This is a genomic window from Thermorhabdus hydrogeniformans (assembly GCF_049310025.1).
In the GTDB taxonomy this organism is placed as follows: domain Bacteria; phylum Bacillota; class Thermosediminibacteria; order Thermosediminibacterales; family Tepidanaerobacteraceae; genus JBJYKD01.
The window spans coordinates 11,159-35,201 of sequence record NZ_JBJYKD010000006.1 but is presented as its reverse complement, the minus strand read 5'-3'; the positions used below and the strand labels follow the sequence as shown (position 1 = coordinate 35,201).

21 protein-coding genes are annotated in these 24,043 nt (G+C 49.0%); 4 read left to right on the top strand and 17 right to left on the bottom strand.

Annotated features, from left to right (window positions below; genetic code table 11):
- Window positions 1–99 precede the first annotated feature (99 nt).
- Together ACKX14_RS04235 and ligD are read right to left on the bottom strand one after the other, a co-directional pair.
- Complete coding sequence (locus tag ACKX14_RS04235; protein ID WP_422444985.1) at window positions 100–1,170, bottom strand: NAD(P)/FAD-dependent oxidoreductase; 1,071 nt, start codon at window positions 1,168–1,170, stop codon at window positions 100–102.
- Window positions 1,171–1,356: 186 nt separating this feature from the next.
- On the bottom strand, window positions 1,357–2,250 hold the full coding sequence (gene ligD / locus ACKX14_RS04230; RefSeq protein ID WP_422444983.1) for a non-homologous end-joining DNA ligase: 894 nt from the start codon (window positions 2,248–2,250) through the stop codon (window positions 1,357–1,359).
- 340 nt (window positions 2,251–2,590) lie between these two features.
- On the opposite strand from ligD, the gene ACKX14_RS04225 reads away from it, so the two are divergent.
- A complete protein-coding gene (locus ACKX14_RS04225) occupies window positions 2,591–3,541 on the top strand; it encodes an ATP-dependent DNA ligase (protein WP_422444981.1) in 951 nt (316 codons plus the stop codon).
- A gap of 52 nt (window positions 3,542–3,593) precedes the next feature.
- Here ACKX14_RS04225 and ku read toward each other — a convergent pair whose 3' ends face one another.
- Entirely contained in the window at window positions 3,594–4,427 is an 834-nt protein-coding gene (ku, locus tag ACKX14_RS04220) for a non-homologous end joining protein Ku (protein WP_422444979.1), read from the bottom strand.
- Window positions 4,428–4,851: 424 nt separating this feature from the next.
- On the opposite strand from ku, the gene purK reads away from it, so the two are divergent.
- Window positions 4,852–5,997, top strand: coding sequence for a 5-(carboxyamino)imidazole ribonucleotide synthase (purK, locus tag ACKX14_RS04215; RefSeq protein ID WP_422444977.1), 1,146 nt, complete (start codon window positions 4,852–4,854; stop codon window positions 5,995–5,997).
- 152 nt (window positions 5,998–6,149) lie between these two features.
- Window positions 6,150–6,662 carry a 5-(carboxyamino)imidazole ribonucleotide mutase gene (gene purE / locus ACKX14_RS04210; protein ID WP_422444975.1) on the top strand — a complete coding sequence of 171 codons (513 nt, stop codon included), beginning with the start codon at window positions 6,150–6,152 and terminating at the stop codon, window positions 6,660–6,662.
- A gap of 29 nt (window positions 6,663–6,691) precedes the next feature.
- Here the strand turns inward: purE and ACKX14_RS04205 are convergent, their stop codons facing one another.
- The 10 genes from ACKX14_RS04205 to ACKX14_RS04160 form a co-directional block, all read right to left on the bottom strand.
- The gene (locus tag ACKX14_RS04205; RefSeq protein ID WP_422444973.1) at window positions 6,692–6,856 is read right to left on the bottom strand and encodes a hypothetical protein; all 165 of its coding nucleotides are present in this window, start codon (window positions 6,854–6,856) and stop codon (window positions 6,692–6,694) included.
- A 14-nt stretch (window positions 6,857–6,870) separates the two neighbouring features.
- Entirely contained in the window at window positions 6,871–7,977 is a 1,107-nt protein-coding gene (locus ACKX14_RS04200; RefSeq protein ID WP_422444971.1) for a DUF917 domain-containing protein, read from the bottom strand.
- Between the two features lie 42 nt (window positions 7,978–8,019).
- A complete protein-coding gene (locus tag ACKX14_RS04195; protein WP_422444970.1) occupies window positions 8,020–9,063 on the bottom strand; it encodes a 2,5-dihydroxypyridine 5,6-dioxygenase NicX family protein in 1,044 nt (347 codons plus the stop codon).
- 20 nt (window positions 9,064–9,083) lie between these two features.
- Complete coding sequence (locus ACKX14_RS04190) at window positions 9,084–9,203, bottom strand: S-methyl thiohydantoin desulfurase domain-containing protein (protein WP_422444968.1); 120 nt, start codon at window positions 9,201–9,203, stop codon at window positions 9,084–9,086.
- Between the two features lie 30 nt (window positions 9,204–9,233).
- Entirely contained in the window at window positions 9,234–10,208 is a 975-nt protein-coding gene (locus ACKX14_RS04185) for an ABC transporter ATP-binding protein (protein WP_422444966.1), read from the bottom strand.
- Window positions 10,189–11,184, bottom strand: a complete 996-nt coding sequence (locus tag ACKX14_RS04180) for an ABC transporter ATP-binding protein (RefSeq protein ID WP_422444964.1) — start codon at window positions 11,182–11,184, stop codon at window positions 10,189–10,191. Before ACKX14_RS04180 ends, ACKX14_RS04185 begins: the two co-directional genes overlap by 20 nt.
- A gap of 12 nt (window positions 11,185–11,196) precedes the next feature.
- Window positions 11,197–12,090, bottom strand: coding sequence for a nickel transporter permease (nikC, locus tag ACKX14_RS04175; protein ID WP_422444962.1), 894 nt, complete (start codon window positions 12,088–12,090; stop codon window positions 11,197–11,199).
- 13 nt (window positions 12,091–12,103) lie between these two features.
- Entirely contained in the window at window positions 12,104–13,114 is a 1,011-nt protein-coding gene (locus ACKX14_RS04170; protein WP_422444960.1) for an ABC transporter permease, read from the bottom strand.
- Window positions 13,115–13,178: 64 nt separating this feature from the next.
- Window positions 13,179–14,789, bottom strand: coding sequence for an ABC transporter substrate-binding protein (locus ACKX14_RS04165; RefSeq protein WP_422444958.1), 1,611 nt, complete (start codon window positions 14,787–14,789; stop codon window positions 13,179–13,181).
- Between the two features lie 312 nt (window positions 14,790–15,101).
- Complete coding sequence (locus ACKX14_RS04160) at window positions 15,102–16,235, bottom strand: PucR family transcriptional regulator (protein WP_422444956.1); 1,134 nt, start codon at window positions 16,233–16,235, stop codon at window positions 15,102–15,104.
- 274 nt (window positions 16,236–16,509) lie between these two features.
- On the opposite strand from ACKX14_RS04160, the gene ACKX14_RS04155 reads away from it, so the two are divergent.
- Window positions 16,510–17,151: an MtnX-like HAD-IB family phosphatase gene (locus ACKX14_RS04155; RefSeq protein WP_422444954.1), complete on the top strand. Its 642-nt coding sequence runs from the start codon at window positions 16,510–16,512 to the stop codon at window positions 17,149–17,151.
- Between the two features lie 55 nt (window positions 17,152–17,206).
- Here the strand turns inward: ACKX14_RS04155 and ACKX14_RS04150 are convergent, their stop codons facing one another.
- From ACKX14_RS04150 to ACKX14_RS04135, 4 genes are all read right to left on the bottom strand, one after another.
- On the bottom strand, window positions 17,207–18,172 hold the full coding sequence (locus ACKX14_RS04150) for an acyl-CoA dehydratase activase (protein WP_422444952.1): 966 nt from the start codon (window positions 18,170–18,172) through the stop codon (window positions 17,207–17,209).
- Window positions 18,173–19,300: an acyl-CoA dehydratase activase-related protein gene (locus ACKX14_RS04145; RefSeq protein WP_422444950.1), complete on the bottom strand. Its 1,128-nt coding sequence runs from the start codon at window positions 19,298–19,300 to the stop codon at window positions 18,173–18,175. It lies immediately after the preceding gene.
- Complete coding sequence (locus ACKX14_RS04140; RefSeq protein ID WP_422444948.1) at window positions 19,297–20,256, bottom strand: acyl-CoA dehydratase activase-related protein; 960 nt, start codon at window positions 20,254–20,256, stop codon at window positions 19,297–19,299. Before ACKX14_RS04140 ends, ACKX14_RS04145 begins: the two co-directional genes overlap by 4 nt.
- Window positions 20,257–20,429: 173 nt before the next feature.
- On the bottom strand, window positions 20,430–24,041 hold the full coding sequence (locus ACKX14_RS04135) for an NAD(P)-binding protein (RefSeq protein WP_422444947.1): 3,612 nt from the start codon (window positions 24,039–24,041) through the stop codon (window positions 20,430–20,432).
- Window positions 24,042–24,043: the final 2 nt, after the last annotated feature.

Sequence of the window (24,043 nt, the reverse complement as noted above, 5' to 3'; positions counted from 1 at the left end):
CAAGCAGGCCAAATTGCTGTCAATATAAAAATATATAAAATATGATTTAAAATTATGATTTTGATGCGGCTCCGGAAATATTTGCTGCAGTTTTTCTTGCTAGGCGATAAATTTAAAAAGCGCGGCTGTGGCTGGGGTGTAAAATCGGGGGTTGAATAAAACCCTGTAAAACTTAAATTTGCAAGCCCTTGCCAGGACCCTTTCCACCCTTTCAAAGGACATCTTTCCCCATGCCGTGGCAACGGTTTTTTCGAATTCCAGCCTCCGTGAAAAAATGCTCCTTATCCGCCGCTCGTAGCCGGTCAGGTCTCTGGATATGGCGCGGGCCGCTTCGATGCCGCTAATAACCGCCATATCTATACCCCCGCCATGCAGCGGTGATGTTAGCCCCGCCGCATCTCCCACCAGCAGGATGTTGTCGTAGATGAGCTTTTCCGGCATTTTCGAAGGGCAAATCCCGCCGAGGGATTTTATAACCCTGTAGCCGGGGCCGTCCAACCCTTCCCGCCTCATCACATCATCCAGCATGCCCCACAATTTCCGTTTATCCGCCGAATCAAAGTTGCCTATGCCCACATTGGCCGTCTCCCTCCCCTGTTCATCCTTTCCTTTCGGGAATATCCAGTAATAGCCCCAGAAATCCGGCAAAAAACCGACTTTAAGGCGGTTGCCGATGTGGGAGAAGTCTCCTTCCACAGTGTACTGGACCGTCCTGCCGCAGTGATTTTTATAAAAACCCGAAAAGCCGTAAACCCTGGAGGTTATTGAAGGCGCCCCGCTGGCGTCTATTATAAAATCGTAATCTCCCTTCAATTTTTTCAGGTCTTCTGGCTTAACCGGCGAGTCCTCTTTTATAATCACGCCCGTTTCCGCAGCCCTCTTCGCCAGTTCTTTTTGCCAGGTGCTCCTGTCTATCATCCATAAAAACAAAGGCCTTACGTCAAACCGGTATGTAGAACCTGCTTTTATAACAAGTTCTTCCACCTTGAACCTGACTCCGGCGCAGGGCTTACCCAGGCGTTTCAGTACATCAAAAAAGCCTTCTGCGCACCGGATATTTTCGCCTATTTTACCCTTTTCCATTAGAGTCACATCAAATCCGTGTTTTGCCGCCTCGGCAGCGGCATAAAGGCCTCCCGGCCCTCCGCCGATAACCAGAACTCTGGCCACAACAATCCACTCCCTGAGACCCGTAGTTTTTACGAAAATTTACCTTCGAAGAAAAATTCCAAGGATACTCCTTATTATCAGAAAAAAAACTACTCCCGCCATTATAAGAAAAAAGATAATGGACAAATCCAGAAACCAGCCAAAAGTTATGTTCATGCAATGCCCTCCTTCATTTAAAAAAGGCCTTCATTTCAACCACCTGTCTATGTGCTGTTTAATCGTCAAAACACCTTTAAACAGATCGCCCTTTTCCTTAGCCCTCGCGGGCATGTTCCTAATGTGGAACATTTGCGGCACAACCCCCTGTTTCAGCTCCTCCCAGGTCACCGGGCACGAAACAGGCGCCCCCTTTTTCGGGCGCGGGCTGTAGGGGGCCACTATGGTCTTGCCTCTCACGTTTTGCAGGTAATCCAGGTACATCTTGCCTTCTCTCTTATCCACACTGCGTTCGGTGGTGGTTATATCGGGGAAGGTCTTTTCCAGAACTTTGCAGAAAAACCGGGCAAAAACCCGCACTTCTTCGTACGTGTATTTGGGCTCTATGGGGATATAAACCTGCAGCCCCGTGGCCCCGGAAGTTTTGGGAAATCCCACCAGACCGGACATGTCCAGCAGCTTTTTCAAGGCCAGGGCCACTTCCCTGGCATCCTCGAAATTGGTGTCCTCCATTGGGTCAAAGTCAAACACCACAAAATCCGGGTATTCCACCGAACCTATTCTGGAGAGCCAGGGGTGCAGCTCTATGCTGGCCTGGTTGGCCGCCCATAGCAAACTTCGAGTGTCGTTTATAACGGCGTACCGCACCGTTTTCTCATCATGGAAATCCTCGTAAGTTTTAAGCCAGTCAGGGGCGTATTCCGGGATATTCTTTTGGTAGAAGGCTTTGCCGTATATGCCGTCCGGATACCGGGTAAAAACCATGGGGCGGTCTTTTAGATGGGGCAATATAAACGGAGCCATTTCTGTATAGTAGTTTATAAACTCGGCTTTGGTAATGCCGTCTTCGGGCCACAACACCTTTGAAAGGTTTGTGAGGTTGAGTTTTTCATTTTCCACATAAACCAGCGGCAAAACAGACACCTGCCCCAAACACATTTTCAAATTCCATCGGGGTCTATAAAGTTATGATTCCCTTTTAAGGGCTTTTTAACAACCCGTGCAGGCCTGTTCCATTTTTGCCGCAAACTCAAGATTTTCGTTTTACAGATATTTCTCCACCGCCAAGGCCGCACCCCTGTCCTCAAATCCCGGAAGAGCAGTTTAATTTACTTCTATTATACCAAAAATCCCGGAGTACAAATTTTAAAAAATCTCGAAAGCGGGCATCCTATTTAAATAAAGAACGGTCATTAATCAGTAACGCTTATATCTAGAAACTTACAGTCGGGAAAATAAAAAATCGATTTATCAGGGAGCGGACATGTTGCTTACACCCGTTATTCCGTTTGAACCAATACGTGCGGAAAAAATACCGGCCGGAGAGCGGTGGATAGCCCAGGTTAAGTGGGACGGCGTCCGCGTCCTCACTTACTATGATGGAAATGAGGTCAGGTTGTTCAACCGCAGGCGAAATGAAAGGACCGTGCAGTATCCGGAATTCCTCGATATCGCTCGATATTGTTCCGCTTCATCGGTCATCCTGGACGGTGAGATAATAGCCCTTTCTGGCGGCAAGCCTTCATTCCACGAAGTTATGCGAAGGGACGGAATCCGTAAACCCGAAAATGTGGAACGAGCCCGGCGGTCGATTCCAGTCTCCTATATGATATTTGACATCTTATATTACAACGGGAAGTGGATTACGGGGCTTCCTCTGCACCAGAGGCAGCAAATCCTGGCGGAAACAGTCACCCCGCAGGAGGATTTACAACTTGTCGAAAACTTTACCGACGCAGAAGGATTATTCAATGTGATAAAGGCGGAGGATATGGAAGGTATCGTGTGCAAGGATATTGACAGCAGGTATATTGTCGGCGGTAAAAACGACCGCTGGCAGAAGATAAAAAATTACAGGGACCTGACTGCCGTCATAGGAGGAGCAACTTTCCGGGGCAACGTGGTAAACGCCGTGCTGCTGGGCCTGTATGACGAAACGGGCCGGCTATGGTACGTAGGGCATGCCGGCACGGGAAAATTGACCGCAAATGAATGGAAGGACCTGACACAAAGATTAAAACCGCTGGCAGCCCTTGAGCGGCCGTTTGTCAATAAACCGGAAAGGCTCAAGGGTATTCTTTGGGTTAAACCCAGGATCACCGTAAAAATTAAATTTATCGAATGGACCGAAAGGGGGACCATCAGGCAGCCGAGCATCCAGGCCATTGTCGATGAACCCCCGGACAGATGCCTTTTGCCCCAGCCTTCATCTTAGCCTGAGGTAAAGACAACTTAAAGGGTTTGGGCCATCGGACATCAGGGCTCATTTAGCCGGCGACTTTCTTTTTGCGCCCCCTCCTGCCGGGGGTTTTGGCTTTATCCTCTTTTTCCTTTTCTTTTTCCGCCAGGGCAAGGCTCGCCTTTAAGGCTTCCATGAGGTCCACAACCTTTTCTTCCCGGGCCGCGGGTATTGTCACTTCTTCACCTTCCACCTTGGCCCGTATGATTTCAAGCAAGGCCTTCCGGTACTCGTCGGTATATTTTTCCGGCCTGAAGCCGGTGGAAAGGGAACTCACCAGTTGAACCGCCATCCTGACCTCGTTTTCATGAAGCTTTACATCCGGCGATATGGGAATTTCCGCCGCATTTCTCACCTCGTCGGGGAAAAACATGGTCTCCATGACCAGATGGTGTTCACCGTAGGGGCGGAGACAGGCCAGGCTCTGCTTTGCCCGGATCACCACCTTTGCGATGCCAATCTTCCCCGCTTCCTCCATGGCCTTTCTCAAAAGTATATAAGCCTTCTGCCCGGTTTCCTCCGGCCCAAGAAAATAGGAATGGTCGAAATAGATGGGGTCAATTTCCTTCAAATCCACAAAGTCCACAATATCTATAGTCCTGGTGGTCCTGTCTGGTATGCTCTCCAGGTCCCCGTCCTCGATTATCACAAATCTCCCCTTTTCATACTCGTAGCCCCGGGCGATTTCATCATCTTCTACCTTGCGGCCGCATACGGGACATACCTTTTCATAGCGAATGGGGGTACCGCACGCCCTGTGAATCTGGCGGAAGCTTATGCTCTTTCTCTCGGTGGCGGCGTACATCTTTACGGGAACATTAACCAGACCGAAGCTGATGGAACCTCTCCACAGCGCTCTCATCTTCATCACTCCAATTTTAATCGGCATAACAGTAATGTTGAATAATAACTCAGCGCAATAGGTTTTACGAAATTACACCATGCGATGTTCTTTGCTCATTGATATAATTCCCCACAGCTTCACTCTTTATTTAATTTTCATTTACCTTGTGGCGGTATTTCCCAATGGCTTTTTTCCCAGGCTTTCCAGAAGATTGTCATTATAAGGCGTTTTTTTCGGGAGAAAATAATAATACCTGCCGGGGTTAGCGAGGTACCGCAAACCAATTGGTATCGATAGTTAGCCGCCGGCGGGCTTTTAATTTTTTATTTTATATTGACAAACCAGGCAAACTCTGCTTTATTTAAAAGTAAGGATCTTGCCGTATATTTTTTTTATTTATTACCATTTAGTTCGAATTTTAAATTGTTTGGGAGTGGAAATAATGGGTTTTGCCGCGCACTTGAAAATCGGGATTATAGGCGGCGGACAGCTGGGGAAAATGCTCACCGTGGAAGCCAAAAAATTTGGTTTTTTCGTCACGGTTCTGGACCCCACGCCGGATTCCCCGGCCGGCCAGGTGGCGGACCGCCAGATTGTGGGGGACCTGTACGACGGGGAAAAAATAAGGGCGGCCGTTTTAAAAAGCGACATAACCACCTACGAAATAGAACACATCAACACGGGCGTCCTTAAAGAGCTGGAAGCGGAAGGTCACAGGATTTACCCGTCGCCGGGCCTTTTAGAAATCATTCAGGACAAATCCGCACAGAAAGAGGTGCTGATTAAAAACCGCATACTCACTGCCAGATGGAAAAAAGTAGAGGATAGTTTGGAATCTTCGGTTAAGGAGCTCGGTTTTCCTGTCGTTCAAAAAGCGTGCAGGGGCGGGTACGACGGCCGCGGTGTTTTTATCATACGGGATGAAGGGGACCTAAAGGACGCTCTACAGGGGGAAACTTTCCTGGAAGAGTTCGTCGATTTTGAAAAAGAGCTGGCGGTGATGGTGGCGAGGAGCACATATGGAGAGATAAAGTGCTACCCGGTTGTGGAGATGTCCTTTGACGAAAGGGCCAATATCTGCGATATGGTAATAGCCCCGGCGCGAATAAGCGAAAAAATAAAGAAAGAAGCGGAGGAAATTGCCGTGGGCTGCGTGGAGGCCCTGGACGGCGTAGGTATTTTCGGCATAGAGATGTTTCTCGCTAAGGATGGAAGGGTTCTGGTAAACGAAATAGCCCCCAGGCCTCATAACTCCGGCCATTATACCATTGAGGCCTGCGTTACTTCTCAATTTGAACAGCACATCCGTGCCATAACGGGTCTGCCCCTCGGCTCCACGGACCTGCTGTGCCCCGCCGTGATGGTGAATATCCTGGGGGAAGAGGGTTTTGAAGGACCGCCGGCATACACCGGAGTGCCGGATATTTTATCCATGCCCGGAGTAAGCTTACATATATACGGCAAAAAAAACACCAAGCCTTTCAGAAAAATGGGGCACGTGACGGTGATTGACATGGATCTGGAAAAGGCCATACAGAAGGCTGAAAGGGTAAAGCGAACCCTAAAAGTAATTTCCGGGGTAGTGTAAAAAGTTATATGAAAAACTTAAGTGTCTATACTAAAAGAATTGAGGAACGAAGTAATGAGACACTATAAGAAATAAAAAGGCAGCCATCGCCGTTGACAGACCGCTTACAAATTGTTTGCAACAGGCAACTTAAGAGGGGAGGAAGCAAAAAAATGAGAGAAAGCAAGCCTTTAGTGGGGATCATAATGGGCAGCGACTCGGACCTTCCGGTTATGGAGGAAGCGGCAAATATTTTAGACCATATGGCGGTAAGTTACGAGCTCACAATAGTCTCGGCCCACAGGACCCCCCAGAGAATGTTTGATTACGCCAGGACCGCCGAAGAAAGAGGGCTTGAAGTGATAATAGCAGGCGCGGGCGGTGCGGCTCACCTGCCCGGCATGGTGGCGGCCATAACCCCGCTCCCAGTCATAGGCGTTCCTGTAAAGACATCCAGTTTAAACGGCCTTGATTCGCTTCTATCGATTGTACAAATGCCCGGCGGGGTTCCGGTGGCCACCGTGGCCATTAACAACGCCAGAAACGCCGGCATCCTGGCAGCCCAGATTCTGGGGATTAAGTATCCTTATATAAGGGAGCGGATAAAGGATTTTAAAGAAAAAATGAAGAACGAAGTGGAATCAAAGGCGGAAAAACTGGAAAAAAATAATATCCCGGGCCTCTAAAATCTGCAAGCTCATTCAGTTCCCTCCGATTAATAACCGCTTATCTTCCCTTTATAGGGAGTCATGTACAGCCCGACTTTTGAGTGCTTCAGCCTTAGATCAGCCATCATTACAGCCATTTTGAAGGCTGCAGCCATCCGGTTCTCTATCCCGCAGGTACCGGCTTGTAGCCATTCCACGGCCCGGGAATTCATTTAAGCCTCCCGTTTTAAAACATTTTTTCGATGGGCACATAATCGATATCATACCCAAAGTGCTTTGGCCCGAAGACCTTTAGGCCTTCCGGTGTCCTCCATTCTTTTGGTGCGGGTAACCCGATCACGGAGACCCTCAGCCCGGGTTCAAAATTCGGGTTTGTCACGGGTTGTTTGGTGTCGTCGGCGACGATGCATATGAGGTCGGGAACGGTTACGTCGATCTTGCCGTTTCTCCATGAGATGATGTTCTCGTTTTTAAACCATATTCTGTAATCCGATCCCGTAAATTCTCTGTCGCCTTCAATAATCGTATCCCCGATGGTAAATCCGTCTTTGTCCTGCCATTTTAAATCCTTTACGATTCCCCTGAAGATTACATAGCCGCTTCCGGCCTTCGCAAGCTCCGCCGCCAGGTCTTTGTCGGCCTCTTTTGCCTGTCTGTACGCCCTGCCTATCTTTAAAGCGTAGGAAATGGCCCCGGGAATCACGGCTTTTTTAAGGTTTCCCGCCGCAGTCAGGTGGTCGGCGACTCCAACGTGGTTCTTGCTCGCCACCGCCATCGCCCTGACAAGAGCCTCGGCCCGGAAATCGTCTACCACATCCTTCACAATGACTGTATCCCCGAATTCGTTGGCCACAGCCATTGGTGTTATCGGCAGTTTGTTGATAAAAAAGGTGGAGTGTTGCAGTTCGGGGACCGAACGGCCTGCAGGGTCCGCATCTATTATGTATATGCCCATCATGGCCGCCACGTAAAAGGCCACGGCGGTATTTGAGCCGCCCAGTTCTGTAGAAATCGCACCGTAGAACTTTTGGCCCCTGTATTCCTCCAGTACCCTGAAAGCCCTTAATGCGGGTTCTTCATCTATGTGCGGCAGAGCGGCGTACTTCGCCTCCTGCTCGGGCGTGGTCGGCGATATGGAGCCGCAGTAGTAGGGGCATGCAATGAGAGCGTCATCCGGTATTTCAGAAAGATCGGCTAAAACAAACTCTTTTCCGGCATTCAGGGCCCGGTCGACCAGGGCAAGCCCTTTCTCCAGTTTTCCCCCGCCGCCGGTGCCAAGTATGGTGCACCCGTAAAGTATGTCATATAGGTCCTGTCTCGTCAGTTTTTGCATAAACTGCTTCCTCCTTATCTTATTTCATAATTATTTGCCCGGTTATTTCCCCAGTTTTCTTACCATAGAGGCGAGTTCCGGATGGACAACTATGCCGTTATCCAGGATCTTTACCCCGTCCAGCCAGACGGTGGAATTCATGCAGATTCCGTCACAGTGGGATTTGGCATTTATCCCCTCGGGCGGAGCGTCTATCGGGCTCAGGTAGCCGAGGCCCCATTCCGTAGAACCCCAGACCCTCTCGTCTTCCAGGACATTTCCGGTGAGTTTTGCACCGGGGTTGAAGCCGTAGCACACGTGGGCCAATCTGAACATATTGGGGTCATCGAAGCTTTCAAGCCAGGCCTTAAATTCAATAGCCTGGTCGCCGCCTTTTATGTCAACCACCCTGCCTTTCTCAATCTTCATCACTATGGGTTGTTTCAGATGACCGCAGGGCGGGGAAAGAGTGCCGTCAAACACAAGGGTGCCGTTTATTGTCTCGAATCTGGGTATCCAGCATATCTGGCCCGCCAGCATGTGCATACCCGGCTCTGAAGCATCGCCGTCGTCGCATGTAAATTTATACTGCGGCTCATTGTCAAATTCCAGGTCGGTGCCAGCGGGAGTTGTTATCCGCACGTGTTTGGCCTTTGCCGTCAATTCAGTTGCCTTATGCAAAAATTCGGATAGGGTCGGCTGGTCCACCCTGCCGATTACCCTGACCATCATGTCTGCATCCATACCAACAAGGCACAGGTATCTGAGTTTTTTGTTTTTTTCCATGGCGGTTTCAAAGGGTGTGGAATAAAGCAGCCATTCGTTGTTGAATTCCACCCAGGCGTCCGCTTCGCATAAAGCGGCCGTCAGGGCGTTTACGGGGAGCATGGGATCGGCTGCCTTGCCTACGCCGTGTGGAGATGCAAGCCATATCACCATGGGTTTTGCTCCTACTGCAAAGGCAGCAGCGGCGGCGGCATTTACCACGCGTTCATCGGACTCGGTGTCCGCCGTGATTATTATGGTCTCTCCCGGTTTTAATTTAAACATCTCCCTCATCAATATGTCGGCGGATTTTGCCAGTTCATACTCGTAAAGTCTTGCCATTGTAAATCCCTCCTGGAAAATCATTTTAATTTTTTCTCTATGGGAATATAATCAACATTAAATCCAAAAAAGCGGGGGTTCAGTACAGACAGGCCATTTTCTGACCTCCATATGTCGGGTGCCTTAAATCCGAGAACCAACCTTTTTCAAAAGTTCCACCTCCGGGTTGTCTATGATTTTTCCAGTAAAAAGCATGACGCCTCATGCTCATCATCCAGTTTCACCGCCGGCGGCTCCTTCTTGCTGCAGATTTCCCCCGCCAGCGGGCAGCGGGTATGGAAGCGGCAGCCGGCCGGAGGATTTATGGCGCTGGGCACATTGCCTTCCAGCGTCATTATCGATTCTATGCCTTCTGTATCCGGATCAGGAATGGCCATGAACAGGGCTTTTGTGTAAGGGTGCGCCGGATTTGCAAATACCTTTTCGGCCGGCCCGTATTCCACGATTTTCCCGAGATACATGACCGCAATCCTGTCGGCCATATAGTTTACTACACTCAGGTCATGGGATATCAGGATGTATGTCAGGCCCATTTTTTCTTTGAGGTCTTTTAAAAGCATCAATATCTGCGCCTGTGAAAGTACGTCTATAGCCGATGTGGGTTCGTCCAGGACCACTAGCTTGGGCCTTACCGCCAGTGCTCTTGCAATGGCTATCCTCTGCCTCTGCCCGCCGCTGAATTCATGGGGGTATTTGTAAACCCCTTCTTTTGGAAGGCCCACCAGCTCTAAAAGTTCTTCAACTTTTTTGACAAGTTCCCCGGGGCTTAATTTCAGGTGGACATTTAAGGGTTCTCCTATGATGTCCCTTACGAGCAGCCTGGGGTTTAAAGACCAGAACGGGTCTTGAAATACTATCTGTACGTCTTTTCGAGTTTCTCTCAAGTCCTTCTGATTTAAATTAAATAAATCCTTGCCTTCGAATATAACCCGGCCCGAAGTCGGTTCTTCAAGCTTTAGAATGACATTTACGAGGGTGGTCTTGCCGCACCCGGACTCGCCGACAAGGCCGAGGACCTCCCCCCGGTTGATGTTTAATGTGACGCCGTCGACGGCCTTTACCCATGCTACAGGCCTTGAAAAAAAACCCGCCTTTACGGGAAAGTATTTTTTTAATTGTTTTACTTCAAGAAGCGGTTCGCTCATTCATTGCACTCCTCTCGACAGCCTTTAAGCAGGCTACCAGATGGCTGCCGTCAACAGGTGTGAGGGAAGGATTGGATTTGCTGCATTGCTCGGATCTTTCGGGACATCTGTCGAAGTAGCGGCAGCCGAGGGATTCCTGCCCGTGTTCTCTTCTGACCAATATCCTGCTCAAATCGATTTTTTCTTCCCTGTTTGCCGGTATGGCCTTTAAGAGGGTCACCGTGTAAGGGTGCATCGGGTTTTTTATGACTTCTTTTACCGTACCCGTTTCAACGATCCTGCCTTCATGCAGTATGCCCACTCTGTTGCACACGGCGGAAACAAGCCCCAGGTTGTTGGCTATGAACAGGACGGTAACCTTCAGTTCTTTTTTTAGCTCAGCTATGAGTTTCAGGATACCCGCCTGAATGGTTACATCCAGGTTGCGGGTGGGTTCGTCTGCAATCAGGAATTCGGCGCCGCAGGAAAGGGCGATGGCTATTATTATCCTCTGCCTCTGGCCGCCGCTCAGTTCATGCGGGTATTTTCTCAGGATATTTCTGGCGTCGGGCAGTTTGACAAGTTCTATCATTTCAAGGGCTTTTTTTTCAGCCTGCTTCCTGTTTACTCCTTCGTTGTTGCGGATAACTCTGATGATCTGTTCTCCCACGGTAAAAACCGGGTTTAAAGTCGACATGGGGTCTTGAAAAATCATGGATATTTTTTTGCCGCGGATTTTTCGCATTTCGTCTTCTCTTTTTTTGAGAAGGTCTTCGCCGCCGAAAATTATCTGCCCGCTTTCAATTATGCCGGGCGGTACCGGCAAAAGCCCCAGGATGGTCAGTGCGAGCACGCTCTTGCCGGAGCCGCTTTCTCCCACCAGGCCAAAGGTTTCTCCTTTGTTAATGTTCATCGATTCCAGTTCAAGGACTTTTTTTATTCCTTCAAATGTTCTAAAGCTTATTTTCAGGTCTTTTATTTCAAAATAATTTTGCATTAGCCCCACTCCTCAATATTTTCTTGTTTTTGGATCCATTATTTCCCTCAAGCCGTCGCCCAATAGGTTAAAAGCCAGAACTGTAATGAATATGGCAATGCCGGGGAAGACGCTGTACCACCATGCATTTAAAAAGTAGTTCCTGCTCGTGCTTACCATTAAACCCCATTCTGGAGTGGGAGGCTGAGCGCCTAATCCAAGAAAGCTTAAGGATGCCGCGGTCAATATGACTCCGCCTAAATCCATTGAGGCCTGTACTATTACCGGCGCAATGCAGTTGGGCACTATGTGGCCGAATATTATTTTAAAATGAGGTGTGCCTATGGCCCTTGCAGCCTTTACAAACTGCCGCTCTCTTATGGAGACGGCCTGCCCCCTCACCAGTCTCGTATACCACGGCCACCATGAAATGGCTATGGCCAGCATGGCATTCTGGAGGTTCGGCCCCAGAAATGCGGCGATGGCTATGGCGAGAAGGAGTGGAGGGAAACTCAAAAATATGTCGGTTATCCTCATGATTATTTCATCCACGTATCCCCCGGTAGCGCCCGCTATGGCCCCCAGGGGAATGCCTATCAGGAGCGCAAGACCCACTGCCAGTACGGCCGTCTGGAGGGATATCCTGGTTCCATAAAGAACGCGGCTGAATACATCCCTGCCCAGTTCGTCGGTGCCAAAGATGTATTTTGCCGACGGGGGCAGCAGCTTGTCCTGGGGATTTGCAATGCCGTATATATGTGACGGGTACGGAGCAATAAAGGGCGCTAAAATAGCAATGGCAACCAGTAGCATAACGGTTATCATGGACAGCCTTGTTAATTTGTTTTTATTTAAAAGATAGATAGATAGTTTCAATTCCCTTATTCGAGGCTTTAATACTTCCGGCGAAAATATTTTGCCAAACATTTTAACCACCTTCCTATATCCGAACGCGCGGGTCCATGGCGATGATTATGTCTGCGATTAGATTCAGTATGACATAAGCGCAGGCGGAAAATATTGTAACTCCCATTATGGCCGGATAGTCGAGGCTCATTACGGCTGTCGCCACATAGTTGCCTATGCCCGGCCAGCTGAATATGGATTCCACCAGAAATGTGTTTACCAGTGTGTAGCCTATTGACAGGGTTACTACCGTGACCGTGGGCCCCAGGGAATTTTTGAGGGCATAGGACCATAAGACCATGCGCTCGGGCAGGCCGTAAGATCTTGCCGCTCTTATATAGTCTTCGTTTAATATCTCCAGAAGTGCCGACCGCGTCATGCGGGCCACCAATCCTATGGGATACAGGGCTATTGTTATGCCCGGAAGGATAAGGTGGGTCAGCGCATCTTTAAAGACTACAAAATTGCCTGTAATTAGGCTGTCTAATGTTAGAAAGCCGGTTATTCTCGGGATGTTGTACATTAGTTTTATGTTCATGCTCAGCTGGTCGCCCATCGGCAGTATGCCCAGCCATCTGTAAAATACAAGCTGCAGAAATATGCCTATCCAGAATGTGGGAAGCGATACCGCCCCTACGGAAAAAAATCTGCAGATATGGTCTACCCATTCGTCTTTTCGCTTCGCCGACATCACTCCCAGCGGAAGACCGATAAAGACCGCTCCTATTGTGGATAGAAGGACAAGTTCCATCGTGGCGGGGATATACGTTTTTAGTTCATTCATCACAGGCTGATGGCTCTTCAGCGAATAGCCCAGGTTGCCCTTGAGTAAATTTTGTAAATATATGGCGAACTGTATATAAAGAGGCTTATCGAGCCCGAGTTCTATACGCGCAGCTTTAATTTGTTCCGCCGTCGCTCTCGGCCCCACCCATTGGGCTGCCGGGTCGGAAGGTATTACTCTGGTAAGTGTAAAAGTGATCAGTATGACTCCAAACAATACCACAATACCCAGTAGCAGTCGTTTGGCTATAAAAGTCTTCAATGTTTCATCCCCCTGAAGTTTATAGCAGGGGCCGAAATTTCAGCCCCTGCCATTTTTTCAAAACTTATTTCTCTCGATAGGTTTCATAAAAGAACACCACGTTTGGATAAGCGGGATTATCTTTGTAGCCTTTTAACGATTTATTGAAAATTTTTATATACTGCTTGTCATATACAAAGATCGCGGGGGCTTCTTCAGTGAGTATTTCCTGCGCCTTGATAAACAGTTCTTCCGCTTTCGTCATGTCAATGCCGCTCTGCCTCGAGCCCTCATCAACCAGATTGTCAAATTCCCCGTTTTCCCAATAGGCCAGGTTAAACAGTATATCATCCTGGCTGTGGAATATGTTGTAAAGATAAGAATAAGGGCTTGCGATATCCGGCCACCAGTACATAGTAAATATGTCCTGGCGCTTGTCAGGGTCCTTGTCTTTTGCCATTTCCCACTGGGATTCCCATGGCATTGCTCTGATTTCCAATTCTATATTTAGCTTTGAAAGTTCGGATTTATAAAGTTCCGCTGTCTTCTTTTCGGCTTCGTCCCCGGCCGTGTAAGTCAGCAGCAATTTGAAACCGCCGTTGGGATAGCCGGCCTGTTTCAATAATTCTTTGGCTTTCTCCAAATCATATTTATACTGGAACAGGTTCTCTCCGTGCCCCCAGAGGCCATAGGGCACCGCACCTCTAGCCTGGGTTGCATAACCACCCGCGGCATATTTCACCACATCATCATACGGAAAGGCATACGATAGCGCCTGCCTTACAAGTTTGTTGTCCAGAGGTTTTTTATCGGTGTTAAACAGCATTAACAGGTTTTCAAAAGACGGACCCGTCTCTACAACAAGATTCTGGTTATTTTTTAAAGCTTCTACATCTTCATACGGAAGGTCCCGTGTAATATCCACTTCACCTTTTTCCACCATCTGGCGGCGCGTCGCGGTCTCAGGGATTTTTTTGATTACTGCCTTGTCAAAATGTTTACCTTCCCATCCGCCCCAGTAATCGTCAAATTTTGTCAGGACCACCTCCTGGCCCATTTGAAAGCTTTCAAGCTTGTAAGGACCGGTGCCCGCTTCGTGTCCCTGGGTAAGCCAGCCTTCGGGGTTTGACTTCACCGCAGTGGGTGACATGATAAAAGCCGCATATGCCGATGATGCAATTAAATCCAGTGGCGCCGGATATTTGAGCTTGAATTCGACAGTATATTCATCTTTTACATTTATCTCTTTCACCGGGTCCCAAATGAATGAAGCTCCTTTCCCAAGCTTTATAGTCCTTTCAATGGAAAATTTCACAGCTTCAGCATTTAAATCCGTGCCGTCGTGGAATTTGACACCCTTCCTGATATGGAAAATCCAGGTCAAACCGTCTTCACTCTTCTCATAATCCGTGGCCAGCACGGGCGTGAATTTTTTCTCCAGCGGATCATATCTCAAAAGTGTTTCATAGATATTATTAAGAGTAACAACACCGTTTGAAAACTCGACACTTGGGTCAAAGTCCGTAATCGGGGTGCTGTTCTGGGCATAGAAGACAATTTGCCCGGGGGCATTGGACTGTTTTTGCCCCGTTGAATTCGATGCGTTCTGCCCGCCGCACCCAGCGAGAGTTATAACGGCAACTAAAAGAACGGTGAACAGAAAAACAAGCTTTTTAGAGATAATCAAGTTTCTCAAGGCATTCCCTCCTACTGGTTATCGAAATTGACAACATCCCAAATTAATCATATACCTGTTAATCTTTTTACACCCCTCCCCATGCCCGTTTTTAGCTTGTACGCCGTAAAACAGTCCATTATGCTAGTTTAAATTGTTAACTTATTAAAGTAATAATAATAAAATAAAAATTAAAATTAACTCACCCTACCAATAACTTTACTTTATATTCGAGAAATAATTTTACTCTATATTCGATATACACAGGTTATTTCCTTTGTAAATTATAAAAACATAAGTCTTTTTATTTGTATTTATTACAAACAGTTTGGATTATAACAATTTATAAATCTTTACAGCTACCGAAAGCTGTTCATAAAAGCTGTTGTTAAGGTGTTCCATATGCAGGATTTCCTTAACTTTCTCAATGCGATACCTTATTGTATTCACATGTTGAAACATGGCGCTGGCGGTCCTGCGCAAATCGCCGTCATTTTCCACATAGCATATCATCGTCTGCAATAACTTGGTATGGTACTTCTCATCGTAATCCGCTATGGGACCTATGATTTCATCTTTAAATTTTTTGAGTTCAGGCTCGTTTCTCAGAAGCATCAGTAATTTATACAGCCCCAGATCCCTATAAAAAATAATATTTTTGTCATTTAGTTTCTCCCCTGCATCGGCTGCCAGAAGGGCCTCCTTTATCCCAGCACCTAATTGAGACAGGTTTTCATGAAGGTCGCTTACGCCCAGTTTAAAACATGAATTTATACCCGCCAGTTCTTTTATAAACTCCTGCACATAAAGCTCAACGCTCTTTTTGGTCTCTCTCGAAAAACTCAGGATGAAAAGGATTCCCCGGCGGTACTTTAATACGGACCAGTGGGGAGGTATTTTAATTTTGTTTTTTATCAGCATTAAATCTTCATTTATATCGGTTCGCGGGTTGCTGTAAAATATTGCTGTTACCCTTTCTTTGAAATCGGGATTTATCTGATTTGCAAGACTGATTATCTCATTTTCGGTCTTACCGGGCTGCAGCAGGCTGTCTACCAGCATTTCCTTTATGGTATCGTCTTTGCGCTGTATAATGGCGTCCATCACGTTTGTAATTATTTCCCCGTAAGGGACATCGTTTGGTAAAATCATTACAGGATATAACACCTCATCGGCATACCGTTTTATTTCGGGAGAAAGGTCCTTTAAATACATATCAATTACACAGAGGCCGCTGGAATTGGAGCTCACCAGTGCCTTCACCATATCAAGCTGGGATTTCTCGTCATTTTTAAATGCATAAAATGCGGTTATAAAAAAATCCCCCTCGGTAAACAATTCCGGGGATTCGGGGCATTCTATGACACTAACCCTTTTTATGCGCCTGTCAAGTCCACCCTTCCCCGCCACCAGTCTCGCCTTATCAAGGCCTTTAAGTTTCAGGGCGTCACGGACGGTTATTCCCATTGGGACACCTCCACGGTCACACAATAATTTAAAACATGGATTCCATCAACCTGCATTCTCTTAGGTTATAAAAGTTCTATGAAAAATCAAAAACTCCTTTTGCCAAATTTTATAATGAGGCTATTGTGTAAATTCATTTTGGAATTCTAATAAAACACGTCATGTGATATAATGTTGCGTGACCGGATCGGCCTTTTAAGGAACAGCGAACAAAAATGGTGCAAATGCGGTCAGTCCGGCAACAAACTTCAGAGTGTTTAAAGGAGAGAGCTAAATGGTTGTGACCTTTTTTGTGGATTTTGACGGTACAATAACAAAGCAGGATACCTGCGACGCCATGGCTAAAGCCTTCGCCCGCGGCGACTGGGAAAGCATAGACCTCCTGTGGAAGGAGAGGAGGCTTTCCACCGAAGATTGCGCCCGGGAAACCTTTAAGCTTTTTGATGCGGACGGAGAGAAATTGAAGAAGTTTTTGCAGGATAATATAGAGATAGACGATTACTTTATCCCCTTTTTAAAGCTATGCGGTAAAAAGGGATACATGGTGTATGTGCTGAGCGACGGTTACGATTTTAATATAGACACCGTTTTTAAAAAGTACGGCATAACGGACATCCCCTACTATTCCAACAGGCTCATTATTGACGGCAGCCTTTTTGACATTGAGTGCACCCACCGGTCGGTGTCATGCCCCCAGTGCGGCACATGTAAGACCGAAATCATGGAAAAACTCAAACCTGAAAATGGCCTTGCCGTTTATATCGGTGATGGGTATTCGGATATATGCCCGGCAAAAAAAGCCGACGTTGTTTTCGCCAAAGAGTCGCTGCTCTCTTACTGCAGGAAAAACAGCATCCCGGCCAGATCGTTTAAAGATTTTGAGGATATAATCAACTGGGTATCTGCTTTAAGTTGAGCCACAGTAGGTTTATTAGAGAGGAAAAAAGACCCCCTGAATTTGGGAGGTCTTTTCATGCCACATCGGCGCCTTCCAGTGCTTTCCATTTGTTGCACCGGTCACCCCACCTGGCGATTATTTTGCCCTCCATCCTGATGTTCACCACTTCGCAGTGGTTGGGGCAGCCGCGGCACTCGAAGCTTTCGGCGGTAAAATTAATATCTGAAATGCCGAAGCCTTTAAATGCGGTCTTTTCCACTTCGGCCTCTTTGGCCAGAAGCGCCGCACCTATGGCTCCCATTACGTTATGGTGCTTCGGGACATATACGCTCTGCCCCAGGGCCTCCTCAAAAGCCGCCTTCATACCGGCATTGGCGGCCACACCGCCCTGGAACACGATCCGTGGGCGGATTTCTTTGCCCTTCCCCACATTATTTAAATAATTTCTCACCAGAGCCTGGCAAAGCCCGCGGATAATATCCTCTATCTTATATCCCAGCTGCTGCTTGTGAATCATGTCCGATTCGGCGAAAACCGCACACCTTCCCGCTATGCGCACCGGATTTTTTGATCTCAAGGCATAATTACCGAACTCCTCGATGGGGATTCCCAGCCTGTTGGCCTGCTGGTCCAGAAAAGAACCCGTTCCGGCGGCGCACACGGTGTTCATGGCAAAATCGGTGACCACACCTTCTCTAAGGATTATTATCTTGGAATCCTGACCGCCGATTTCCAGCACCGTCTGCACATCGGGAACTTCCTTCTGGGCCGCCACCGCATGGGCCGTAATTTCGTTTTTAACTACATCGGCGCCCACAATGACAGCCGCCAGCTGGCGGCCGCTGCCGGTGGTGCCCACCGCCCTTATATTCCAGCCCTTCTTATTCCGGAAGGAAAGCATCTTCATGCCTTCCTGGACGGCTTTTATGGGCTGCCCCTGAGTCCTTATGTATATGGCCTCCTCCACCTGGCCATCGTCATCAATTATTACAAGGTTTGTGCTGACAGAACCCACATCTATACCGAGATAATGTGCCATCTACGACATCTCCTTTACAAGCTGCGGCTCGAGCCCGGAATATTTTTTCTTTTTCTTCCTGGCGGAAAGCAGGTCGACAAAGGCTTCAAGCCTGGTCCTGATTCCCTCTTTACCGGTCTGTTCATCCAGGGTAATGGATAGGAAGCTCATGCCATGCTCCCGGCAGACTTTCGGAAGAATGCTCTTGGCGACTATTTCGGGAATGCAGGTAAAAGGCGACAGCTGGATTATGCCGTCAAACCCCCTCTTCGCAAAAAGAATGGCGTTGCCCACCGACTCCCGGCCGTGGCCGCCGCACATCTCTTTAAAGTACGGTGCCGCCATTTTCTTAATGTCACGCTCCCCCGCCATATGAAAGAGGTCCATCACCGCATTGGAAACGGTGTATCCCGCCAGGAACATGGAGCGCTCCACGTAAACCCCCAGGTCCCCGAGGGTTTCCTCTATCTCCAGGTTTGCGGCAGGCTCCAGCAATACATAAATCTCTCCCACAATGCCGATTTTCACCGGATCAAAATCTTTTTTTTCTATTCTCTGGTATAATGCTTCTATCTCCCGCTCTATCTCAAGCAGGTCTTTGTAGTTTCTGGCCGCCGCCACCATGTCCACGGATTTTTTATAGGCTCTGGTGGCTTCGCCTTTTCTGACTTCCAGGGGTCTTATTTTATGCGACAACCTTTCGGCCTTGTCCAGAAGAACCAGTTCCTTCCATACAAAATGCCCGATATTTATGTAATCCATGAAGGAAAGCCTGGCGTTGACAAGTTTTTTGATACTTCCTATTAATTCCTTCAGATGCCTGCCCGGCGGCTCCAGGGTGATCATCTCAAAATCATAGCCCATGTTCTTTAATATCTTTTCCTGCAGGGTCGTGTAAAGTCCGGCCCTGCACGGACCCACGCCGCCCGTGGATACAATGGTGTCGGCTCCCGCCTCCAGGACCTGGATATACGTTCCGAGCACTATTTTAAAGGGGAAACACGCAAACTCCGGTGCGTACTTGGTCCCCAGGCTTATGGTTTCGGCTGTGGGCTTCGGCGGCAGGACAACCTCATTGCCGAAGGCCGTCAGTAAATTCTTAAATGGGATGTAAGATGTCCCCATATACGGAAAAGAAACCCTTCTCATGCCAGCAGCGCCTCTTTCCTGGCTCGTTTTATCTTCAGCATGTCCACAAAGGCCTCCAGCCTGGTGTTCAACCCCTCCTGGCCGGTGTGTTCGTCCAGGGTTATGGTCAGGTACGGCATGTTATGGCTTTTTGCCTCAAGCTCCATGAGTTTATCCACTATAAAATCCGGACCGCACCCGAAGGCGGTGACATGTATTATGCCGTCGACGCATCTTTTTTCCAGGAAATGATATGCGGTCCTCACCACATTGTTGCTGAACGTCCAGAAAAGGGTTTTCTTTAACTTCCTGGCCTGTTTTAATTTTTCCCGGTCGGGCACCATTTCAGGGGTCACCACGTAGACGCCCATGTTGATGAGCTTTTTGATAAGATCAAGACTGAGGTAGGGGTCATAAAGCATATAGGGATACCCCACCACGCCGAGCCTTATGGAGGCGTTTCTCCTCTGGGCTAAAATACCGAGAGGCGGAATTCCGCCCTGAAGGAACTGATGGGCATAATTCTTGAAACTGAATATGGCCTTCAAATAGGCATTGTAAGCGGTAAAAAACCCCTTCTTGAACTTTCTGGCAATCCTAAGGCAGAGAAAAAACAGCTCCATCCTCCTCTTTTTAAGGTCTATCCTTACCTCCAGCATGTTCTGAAAATTTTCTATGGAACATGCAAGCATATCCGGCAATCCCAGAAATTTGGGGCAAAAAGTGGCTTCCCGGTTTATGCTGACAAGTCGTGGAACCAAAACAAAATCCACCCTGTCCATGAGGTTTTTGACATGCCCGTGAAAAAGTTTAACAGGTACGCAGGCGTCGGTAATGGCGTCTTCAACCCCCCGGTCCATTATTTCTTTGGTAGTTTCATCGGACACCACCACCTCGAGGCCCAGCTTCTCAAAAAAGGTCTTGATAAAAGGGTAGTAAGCGTAATAGGACAGCGCTCTCGGAATGCCGATTTTCATATCCGGTCTCTCCCCGTATGAAATCTAAAAAAAAACCGAAGGGGCAAGTAATTCCTATGAAACATTCTATCACATAAAACAAAAATAAAAAGCCCCATACGGGGCTTTTTTATATACTGGCAAAGCGATTTGAGAGTTTTTATGCGAATACCGTTTGAAATCTTTCAAAGCCTTTAACTTAATACTTTTTCCAAGTCCCATTGCCGCAGGTATTGCGCGAAGTGCCTTTCCACGGTATCAAATAACGTCTTTTCTTTAAAGGCGGGACCGTCAACAGGTATATACAGGCGGGCCTTTCTGTCGGATGTCGCAAACCCGTCGCCATAAAGCACCTGCCGGCCCGATGGGTTTTCCGGCGTATTAGGCCAGAAAACGCCCCGGTCTGACGGGTTTTCCGGTATTATGCCGTAATCGGCGAAGGAACGTGATATCTGCTCTCTTATTTCATCCAGGCGGCTGTACGGCACACCGAAGAGGCCGGTCAGCCCCGCTATCACATCGAGGTTGGACCTTCCGGTTACGGGTTTTACGGCGGCCCTTATGCCCTGTATCTTCCTGTCCGATCTGGTAAAGGTACCGCAGGTCTCGGCGGCGCTTACCAGCGGGAGCACTACATCGGCGTTTTCCGCGGTGGCGGTCATAAAGACGTCGGCCACCGCCAGGAACTCAAGTTTCTTGAAAATTCCGGCCAGCGTGTCATCCGCCCCCAACGGGTCCTGACCAAAGATGACTGCGGCTCTTACAGTTCCGTCACTAATAAGCTGTACTATATCCATACCTCGCTTGCGGATGCCCATATCCCAGGCGCCCTGGCCGTTGCTCACGGCCCTTACCTGAATTACGCCGCAGCGCGGCCTGCCCACTTTACCGGCCAGAACCGCCATGCTGGCCAGCACCTTTGCGGCTTCGGTCGTCACAGTGTTCTCATCTATGACTATCATGGCCCCTATGGCTTCCCCGTACATCCTGGCAATCTCCCGGGCCATGTCAGTAACTTTCACAGGTTCCAGAGCCTTTTTGAGCTCTTCCATACCGGCGGCTTTTCCGCCTACCACGTCCTCTTTTACAAACCCTAGCTCAAACAGGGCCTTCAAAACGGCCTTAAAGAAGCTCAGGTCGTTGGAGGGATTGTATGAAATGGCGGCCCATTCCTGTGCCCTCGTCTTGTCGTTATTTATTGAAATCAACCTCGACCCGGCTTCGACGGCTTTCTTTAATTTTGCGCCCATAACCGGGTGATTTTCGGCCACTTTTCCGACGGCGATAATGAGGTCTGCAGCATACAGCTCGTCGAAACTGTTGGTAGAGGCGTTGTAGCCGAACACCTCCTCCAGACCTGAAGGTGCGTCGATGTCAAAAGATCCGATGAGGTCCGTCTCGAGTTTTTCCGAAAGCTTTTTCAACAGGTAACTTTCTTCATTGGTAAGCCTCAAAGACGTTATTATGGCTATGCTGTTTTCTCCCCGGGCGGCCCTTACGGCCTGAAGTTTCTTTGCGGTATATAGCAGCGCATCGTCCCATGAAGTCTCGGCGAATTTGCCGTTTTTCTTTACCAGCGGTCTTTTTATGCGGCTTTCGTCATTGACATAGCTTAAGCCGAACCTGCCTCGGGCGCAGAGCATACCCTCGCCGGTTTTTGCGGGCAGGACACCGAACACCAGGGCCCCGCGGGCCTGAACCGTCATCTCGCAACCGACGCCGCAGAAAGAGCACACCGAAGGAGTTTCACTGGTTCTTACCGGCACCGGTTTTGCAATCGGGGGTTTTCCAACACACGCTCCCGTCGGGCATATGTCGGCGCACTGGCCGCAGGCGATGCATGCCGTGTCTTTCAGCGGCATGCCGAACTCGGGCTTAACTATGGTTTCAAAACCGCGGTTCACAAGGCCCAGAGCGGAAACCCCCACCACCTCTTCACACACCCTTATGCAGAGGCCGCACAGTACACATTTGTCCGGATTTCTCTCGATAAAGGGGTGGTCTTCGGGTTCATATCTTTTGTGTTTAAAACCGGATAATCGCCCGGGCTTAACATCGTATTCATTAATGTATTTATAAAGCCGGCATTCAAAGTAATCCATGCATCCGCATTCAAGGCAGCGCATAGCCTCCCGGCGGGCTTCCTCCTCGGTCATCATGGAGGTTATCTCCCTAAAGTTGTCTTTTCTTTCTTTAACCTCAAGTACCCTGGGCGCAACTCTGGGTTTCTTCTCCCGGCCGGCAAAATCTTCTTCACCGAGGTCCTCCTGCTTGACATAGAAGGGTTCCGTAACGGACTTAATCTTCCCATTGAGAAAACTGTCTATAACCCGCGCGGCGTTCTTGCCCTGAGCCACGGCCTCTATGGCAATTTTGGGTCCCGTCACGGCATCGCCGCCGGCAAACACTCCGGGAATGCAGGTCTGGAAGGTGCTTTCATCCACTTTGATGGTGCCGGCTTTGGTAAGCTCCAGGCCCTGGATGTCTTCTGCCCTGAGGTGCTGGCCGATGGCGGCAATGACGGTGTCGGCTTCGAATACCACTTCCTCGCCGGGGATGGGTTCCGGCTTTCTTCTGCCCGAAGCGTCCGGTTCGCCCAGCCGCATTTTCTGGCATCGAAGCCCTGTCAGCTTATTGCCGTCGCTTATAACTTCTATGGGGGCCACAAGGAAGTGGAATTTGACTCCCTCCTCTTCCGCCTCCCTGACTTCAATATCTTCGGCCGGCATTTCATTCCTGGTCCTTCTGTAAAGCACCAGGACTTCCGCGGCGCCCAGCCTCACGGCGGTTCTTGCGGCGTCCATGGCGGTGTTTCCGCCGCCCACCACCAGTACTCTGCGGCCCAGGTTTATTTGCTCGTTCATGGACACTTTTCTTAAAAAGTCGATGCCTCCCAGGACCCCGTCGGTTTCCTCGCCCTTGCATCTCAAGGCCGAGCTCTTCCACGCCCCCAGGCCCAGGAAGACCGCATCGTACTTATTTCTGAGGTAATCGAGCGAAATGTCCCGGCCGAGGCGGGTGTTGACCTTTATTGTGACGCCCATTTTCTTTATCAATTCAATTTCCCTGTCCAGGACTTCTTTAGGGAGCCTGTACTGGGGTATGCCGTACCTCAGCATCCCCCCGGGAGCCGGCATGGCCTCGTAGATGGTAACCTCATGCCCCTCTTTTGCCAGGAAAAAGGCGCAGGTCAAACCCGCAGGTCCGGCCCCCACCACGGCAACTTTCTTGCCTGTTGGAGGTTTTATCTCCGGCATGTAGCTTTCTTGCGCCAGGTCTACATCACCCACAAATCTCTTTAGCTCCGCTATGGCCACCGGCTGATCCACCATATTTCTGCGGCAGGCGGTTTCGCAAGGGTGCGGGCAAACCCTGCCGATGCTGGCGGGCAGAGGCAGTTGCTCTTTTATAAGGGCCACAGCCTCCCGATACTGGCCGTTAGCAATGAGCCCCACGTATCCCTGACAGTCCGTATGGGCGGGGCAGGCCAACACACACGGCGGGCGGCAGTCCCCGCGATGGTCGGAAAGAATGAGTTCCAGGGCCATTCTGCGGGCGCTTCTTACGCGCGGCGAATCGGTCTTTATCACCATCCCGTCGGTCGCTAAGGTGGAACAGGCTCTCACCAGTTTGGGGCTGCCTTCCACCTCCACCACGCAGAGGCCGCATGCCCCGTACGGTTTTATCCTCTCATCGTAACAAAGGTGCGGAATCTCAATGCCGTTTTCCAGAGCTGCCTGGAGTATATTCTGACCCGGGGATGCCACGATTTCCCTGTTGTCAATGTTTATTCTTATAACCTGCATGA

Bases quoted from the DNA above. Each gene is read 5' to 3' on its own strand.
- ACKX14_RS04150 (WP_422444952.1), bottom strand. From the start codon at position 18,172: ATGGCACATTATCTCGGTATAGATGTGGGTTCTGTCAGCACAAACCTT.
- ACKX14_RS04160 (WP_422444956.1), bottom strand. From the start codon at position 16,235: ATGGGAATAACCGTCCGTGACGCCCTGAAACTTAAAGGCCTTGATAAG.
- purK (WP_422444977.1), top strand. From the start codon at position 4,852: ATGGGTTTTGCCGCGCACTTGAAAATCGGGATTATAGGCGGCGGACAG.
- ACKX14_RS04225 (WP_422444981.1), top strand. From the start codon at position 2,591: ATGTTGCTTACACCCGTTATTCCGTTTGAACCAATACGTGCGGAAAAA.
- nikC (WP_422444962.1), bottom strand. From the start codon at position 12,090: ATGTTTGGCAAAATATTTTCGCCGGAAGTATTAAAGCCTCGAATAAGG.
- ACKX14_RS04200 (WP_422444971.1), bottom strand. From the start codon at position 7,977: ATGCAAAAACTGACGAGACAGGACCTATATGACATACTTTACGGGTGC.
- ACKX14_RS04195 (WP_422444970.1), bottom strand. From the start codon at position 9,063: ATGGCAAGACTTTACGAGTATGAACTGGCAAAATCCGCCGACATATTG.
- ACKX14_RS04180 (WP_422444964.1), bottom strand. From the start codon at position 11,184: ATGCAAAATTATTTTGAAATAAAAGACCTGAAAATAAGCTTTAGAACA.
- ku (WP_422444979.1), bottom strand. From the start codon at position 4,427: ATGAGAGCGCTGTGGAGAGGTTCCATCAGCTTCGGTCTGGTTAATGTT.
- purE (WP_422444975.1), top strand. From the start codon at position 6,150: ATGAGAGAAAGCAAGCCTTTAGTGGGGATCATAATGGGCAGCGACTCG.
- ACKX14_RS04185 (WP_422444966.1), bottom strand. From the start codon at position 10,208: ATGAGCGAACCGCTTCTTGAAGTAAAACAATTAAAAAAATACTTTCCC.
- ACKX14_RS04205 (WP_422444973.1), bottom strand. From the start codon at position 6,856: ATGAATTCCCGGGCCGTGGAATGGCTACAAGCCGGTACCTGCGGGATA.
- ACKX14_RS04155 (WP_422444954.1), top strand. From the start codon at position 16,510: ATGGTTGTGACCTTTTTTGTGGATTTTGACGGTACAATAACAAAGCAG.
- ACKX14_RS04145 (WP_422444950.1), bottom strand. From the start codon at position 19,300: ATGAGAAGGGTTTCTTTTCCGTATATGGGGACATCTTACATCCCATTT.
- ACKX14_RS04140 (WP_422444948.1), bottom strand. From the start codon at position 20,256: ATGAAAATCGGCATTCCGAGAGCGCTGTCCTATTACGCTTACTACCCT.
- ACKX14_RS04135 (WP_422444947.1), bottom strand. From the start codon at position 24,041: ATGCAGGTTATAAGAATAAACATTGACAACAGGGAAATCGTGGCATCC.